General features: G+C 34.6%; 5 protein-coding genes and 3 tRNA genes. All 8 read right to left on the bottom strand.

The genetic code is table 11. The features are described 5' to 3' along the window. Position 1: 1 nt before the first annotated feature. The 8 genes from rpsP to RQ893_RS07825 all read right to left on the bottom strand — a co-directional run bounded on the left by rpsP (position 2) and on the right by RQ893_RS07825 (position 5,165). Complete coding sequence (gene rpsP / locus RQ893_RS07860; protein WP_004829684.1) at positions 2-247, bottom strand: 30S ribosomal protein S16; 246 nt, start codon at positions 245-247, stop codon at positions 2-4. 16 nt (positions 248-263) lie between these two features. Beyond that, positions 264-1,604 carry a signal recognition particle protein gene (gene ffh / locus RQ893_RS07855; protein ID WP_311482476.1) on the bottom strand — a complete coding sequence of 447 codons (1,341 nt, stop codon included), beginning with the start codon at positions 1,602-1,604 and terminating at the stop codon, positions 264-266. 8 nt (positions 1,605-1,612) lie between these two features. Continuing rightward, a complete protein-coding gene (gene ylxM, locus RQ893_RS07850) occupies positions 1,613-1,936 on the bottom strand; it encodes a YlxM family DNA-binding protein (RefSeq protein WP_311482475.1) in 324 nt (107 codons plus the stop codon). Positions 1,937-2,108: 172 nt separating this feature from the next. Then, complete coding sequence (locus tag RQ893_RS07845; protein WP_311482474.1) at positions 2,109-3,335, bottom strand: trypsin-like peptidase domain-containing protein; 1,227 nt, start codon at positions 3,333-3,335, stop codon at positions 2,109-2,111. A 231-nt stretch (positions 3,336-3,566) separates the two neighbouring features. Next, entirely contained in the window at positions 3,567-4,637 is a 1,071-nt protein-coding gene (gene msrB / locus RQ893_RS07840; protein ID WP_311482473.1) for a peptide-methionine (R)-S-oxide reductase MsrB, read from the bottom strand. A 198-nt stretch (positions 4,638-4,835) separates the two neighbouring features. Next, positions 4,836-4,912: transfer RNA gene (locus RQ893_RS07835), tRNA-Arg, on the bottom strand. Positions 4,913-5,011: 99 nt separating this feature from the next. Further along, positions 5,012-5,086: transfer RNA gene (locus RQ893_RS07830), tRNA-Gly, on the bottom strand. Between the two features lie 3 nt (positions 5,087-5,089). Next, a tRNA-Thr gene (locus RQ893_RS07825) sits at positions 5,090-5,165 on the bottom strand. Positions 5,166-5,298 lie beyond the last annotated feature (133 nt).

Here is a 5,298-nt window from a genome sequence, read left to right as displayed (position 1 = left end):
ATTATGCTAATACATCATTGTCTTTGAATAGCTTTTCTACAATAGATGTTGGTTGAGCACCGTTTTTAATCCATTGCTTAGCTTTTTCGTTGTCAACTCTAAATACTTTTGGTTCTGAAACTGGGTTATAGTAACCAATTTCTTCGATAAATCTACCATCTCTAGCTCTTCTAGAGTCTGCTACTACCACTCTGTAGAATGGTTTTTTCTTTTGTCCTAATCTTTTTAATCTAATTTTTACTGCCATTTTTTCCTCCTAATTTTTAAAAGAAAGGCATCTTTGGAAAGCCTCTGCCTCTTTTTGCTTTTTTCTGTAGTCCGTTCATTTTTTTCATCATCTTTTTAAGCTCTTTGAATTGTTTTAAAAGCTTATTTAATTCACGAACATCTACTCCAGAACCATTTGCAATCCTTACTTTTCTGCTATTGCCAATAATTTCAGGCTTGTTTCGTTCTTCCTTAGTCATGGAATTAATAAGGGCTTCGATTTTATCAAAACCAGCATCATCCACATTAACACCCTTGAGCATCTTTGAATTTACTCCAGGGATCATCGCTAGTAGGTCTTCGAGAGGACCCATGTTTTTTATCTGTTGGATTTGTTCCATAAAATCGTCCAGACTATAGGTTTGCTCCCTCATCTTTTCTTCGAGTTTTTTAGCGTTTTCTAAGGAAAATTGTTCTTCAGCCTTTTCTATTAGCGAAAGTACATCACCCATTCCAAGGATTCTACTTGCCATCCTGTCTGGATAGAAAGGCTCTAAATCGTCAAGTTTTTCACCTACACCTATAAATTTGATAGGTTTGCCTACGACTTGTCTGATTGATAAAGCTGCACCGCCCCTTGCATCACCATCTAGTTTGGTGAGGATGACTCCTGTTATATCTAGGTAGTCATCAAAGGATTTAGCTACATTTACTGCTTCTTGACCAGTCATAGCATCCACAACCAAGAGGATTTCATCAGGTTTAACTGTTTCTTTGATAGCCTTGAGCTCTTCCATAAGGTCAGTATCTATCTGAAGCCTACCTGCTGTATCGAGAATTACCGTATCATAATTATTTATTCTCGCATAATCTTTTGCCTCTTTGGCAATTTTTACAGGATCTTCCTTGCCCTTTTCAAATACAAATGTATCTGCCTGTTTACCTACAACCTTTAATTGTTCAATAGCTGCAGGTCTGTAGATATCAAGGGCTGCTAGCATAGGATTTCTATTATCCTTTTTTAGCATTTTTACAAGTTTACCAGAATGAGTAGTCTTACCAGAACCTTGAAGACCAACCATCATCACCATGTGAGGTGTGCCGCCTTTTAGGGCAAGTCTGGAATTTTCCTTACCCATAAGCTCTGTTAGCTCTTCATTTACGATTTTAACTACCATCTGTCCTGGAGAAAGTGAATTCATCACTTCAGCGCCTAGTGATCTTTCCTTAATAGTCTTGACAAAGTCTTTTACAACCTTGTAATTAACATCTGCCTCAAGGAGTGATAGTCTTATCTCTCTCATAGCAGTGTCAATATCTTTTTCGTTTAATTTTCCTTTTCCCGTTAGTTTTCCAAGGGCTGCTTGGAGTCTATCCGAAAGGCTTTCAAAAACCATATATGCTCCTAAATCTTTTCAATTAATTCTGTTAGCTTATCAATTGCTTCTTTATTATTTGAACTTTCAATCAGCTCTCTTATATCCAAAAGAGAAGCCTTGAGTTCTGTTTTGCTTTTTAGTAAAGAAAGCTCATTTTCAAACTCAAATAATTTATCCACACTCCTATTAATCATATCTGAAATAGCCTGCTTTGACCTACCGTCATTATCGGCAATCTCTTGAAGGGATAAATCTTCGTTATAATAGCAATTAATAACATCTTTTTGCTTTTCATTTAGAAGTGCGCCATATATATCATATAGCTGGGCTACTTTTACTATTTTCTCCATAATATCACCTGTCAATATTTTTACTTGACTTCACTATTATACACGCTTGTTTATGCCATGTCAAGATAATTTCTTGACCCCAAAAAAGTATTTTATTTTTTGATAAATACTTGCATTTAGCCATTTTTAAAAAAACAAAAAGAGCAGCTCGTAAAAACTGCTCTTTTTATTATTATGGAAGATTGAAAAATGGATTTGATTTTTCTTCCTGTTTTTCTTTGGTTTCATTTGGTCTTGCAGACTTATATTCATCTACATTTGACGAATCTACTGTGAATTTAAAGTTTACTTCCTCTTCCTTGCCATCCCTCTCAATTGATAGCTTGACTGTGTCACCAAGGTTGTAGGCTAGTAGAAGTTTCTTCAATGCTCCCATATCTTTTACTGGCTTACCATCTATGGCTGTAATTACATCGCCTTCTTTGATTGTAGAGTCATTTGTAAATACACTTACTACGTAAATACCACTTTTTGCTTTGATATTATCCTTTAGGTATTGCAATTTTCTTAAATAATCAAGGGACTGACCTGTAATTCCTAAGTAAACCGAGTCAAACTTTCCATTTTCCCTAATCTTGTCTATAACTGGTTTTACGGTATTAATTGGAATCGCAAAACCAATACCATCGCTATTTCCTGCCTTGGCAGTATTAATTCCAATTAGCTCACCCTTAGAGTTTAATAAGGCTCCACCAGAGTTGCCAGAGTTGATTGCAGCATCTGTTTGCATAAGTCCATCCATTTGAACACCTGTATTAAATGATACTGACCTATTAAGACCAGAAATAATACCAGATGTGACTGTGGATTGAAGCTGGAAACCAAGTGGGTTACCAATTGCAACTACCCTATCTCCAACGCCAATTTTATCTGAATCCCCAATAGCAATTGACTTTAGATTTTTATTATTTTTATCTACTTTGATTATGGCAAGATCTAAAGATGCGTCATTCCAAACTAGCTCAGCTGGAGCAGTCTCACCATTATTAAATAAGACGCTAATCTCCTTGGCTTCCCCATCGCTAACGACGTGAGAATTTGTCACAATATAGCCATCTTCGCTTACGATTGATCCAGATCCGATACCTTCTACATAGCCAGATTGAGGGCCGAAAAACGACTGTCTAGTAACCTTTGATACTGTATTAATACCAACAACAGAATCAATTGATTTTTTAACAACAACAGATTCCATAGACTCATTGTCTTTAATTTCGACTTGCTTAGTATTATCTTGTTTTGATTCTATTTGACTTGTATTTTTACTTACTTCTTTATTGTTTGTACCAACTCCTGCTAGTAGAAAATATACTACAAATCCACCAACAACAGCACCAATTAAAGCTGAAGCAAAAGAAGAAAATCTTCCGCTCGGTTTTTTATAAGATCTATTATTCATATTCTCCTCCTACAAGCTAATATATACCCAAATTATAGGCAAATAATGAAAAAAATATTAAATTTATATAAAGTTTTTTCTTTTAATCCCCTTTGAGGGAAATTTATTAAAGATTAGGATAAATAACTTCAGATATGCTTTAAAACAAAATATTATTGATTATTAAAATATTTCATTTTTACAATAGTTAGATTTTACCAAAGAAGAGGGTATATCATCCCTCTTGTAATATCATTTCACCTTATCAATATAGGCTCCATAGCCTTCTTCTTTCATCTTGCTAAGAGGTATAAATTTCAAAGCTGCACCATTTATGCAATATCTAGCCCCACCCTTTTCCTTTGGACCATCATTAAATACATGACCTAGGTGGGAGTCGCCTTTTTTGCTCCTCACTTCTACCCTTTGCATACCACTAGTCTTATCACTTTTATAATTAATATTTGAATCTATTGGTTTTGTGAAGGATGGCCAACCACAACCTGCATCATACTTGTCTTTGGATGAAAATAGTGGTTCACCTGTAACAACATCAACGTAAATTCCAGGTTGGTCAAAATCATCATATTCTGATGAAAAAGGTTTCTCAGTTTCATTTTCCTGGGTCACCTTATACTCTTCTTCTGTTAGCTTTTCTTTTAATTCCTTTTCGTTTTTCTTGATTTTCTTTGATTCTAAAGGCTTTTCTGCCAAAGAAATATTAATATGACAATAACCTCCAGGATTTTTATCCAGATAATCTTGATGATAGTCTTCTGCAAGTACAAAATTCTTCAAAGGAAGAACCTCAACTAAAATTTTATCTTTGTACTTTTCTTGTACCTGCCTAATAATCTCATCTATAATAAGCTTATCATTCTCATTTGTAAAATAAATCCCAGTTCTATATTGCCTCCCTGCATCATTACCTTGCTTGTTAATAGATGTCGGATCAATTATCCTAAAATAATATTCTAGGATATCCTGCAAAGGTATTTGATCTTGATCATAAGTGATTTTTACAGTCTCACTATGGTCTGTCTTACCGATTTTTTCATAATTGGTCTCGGATGTTTTCCCATTGGCATAGCCAACATCAGTATTAAGGACACCATGAATCTTCTTAAAATATCCTTCTACTCCCCAAAAACAACCGCCTGCCAAATATATTTCTCCCTTATTTTTAACACTTGAAAGATCATTTACACTAGTTTCTTTATATTCTATATTAGCAGGCTTATTAGAATTATTTCTAAATAATTTATAACCAATAATGATAAATATCAAAAATAATATGAAAATTAATATCTTTTTTGCGTTCATTTTAGTACCTCTTTATATATTTTTAAAATTTTACCCCTTCGAAATAAAAAATCTAGAAAAATCACATTAAATTTATATAAAATATAAATATAAAAATGTAATACATTATATTAGCATGAAACAAGATTTATAATATAAATAAGTCGACATCTTTAATACGTACAAAAAAAGAAAGCTCATATAAGCTTCCTCTAATTATGGCGCGTCATTGAAGATTCGAACTCCAGGCCTTCTGGTCCGTAGCCAGACGCTCTATCCAGCTGAGCTAATGACGCATAAATATTCTCTACCATATTAGTATATCTTATTTTTATATCCTAGTCAAATAACCTAAGTAAATGTAAATTAAAAAAGCTTGCTAAGCAAGCTATAACTGGAGCGGATGACGAGATTCGAACTCGCGACCCTCGCCTTGGCAAGGCGATGCTCTACCACTGAGCCACATCCGCATATGGAGCTGATGATAGGAATTGAACCCACAACCTACTGATTACAAGTCAGTTGCTCTACCAATTGAGCTACATCAGCCCATAAAAATGGTTGGGCGAGATTAGAATACTAATCCCTTTTTGTAATAAGCTATTAAAGCTCGGTTATTTTAAGTATTGGCGACCTGGATGGGAATCGAACCCACGACCTCCGCCGTGACAGGGCGGCATTC

The sequence above is a fragment of the uncultured Anaerococcus sp. genome (genome assembly GCF_963510915.1).
Lineage (GTDB): Bacteria > Bacillota > Clostridia > Tissierellales > Peptoniphilaceae > Anaerococcus.
This window is presented reverse-complemented; position numbering and strand designations above follow the sequence as displayed.

Bases quoted from the DNA above. Each gene is read 5' to 3' on its own strand.
- ylxM (WP_311482475.1), bottom strand. From the start codon at position 1,936: ATGGAGAAAATAGTAAAAGTAGCCCAGCTATATGATATATATGGCGCA.
- RQ893_RS07845 (WP_311482474.1), bottom strand. From the start codon at position 3,335: ATGAATAATAGATCTTATAAAAAACCGAGCGGAAGATTTTCTTCTTTT.
- msrB (WP_311482473.1), bottom strand. From the start codon at position 4,637: ATGAACGCAAAAAAGATATTAATTTTCATATTATTTTTGATATTTATC.
- rpsP (WP_004829684.1), bottom strand. From the start codon at position 247: ATGGCAGTAAAAATTAGATTAAAAAGATTAGGACAAAAGAAAAAACCA.
- ffh (WP_311482476.1), bottom strand. From the start codon at position 1,604: ATGGTTTTTGAAAGCCTTTCGGATAGACTCCAAGCAGCCCTTGGAAAA.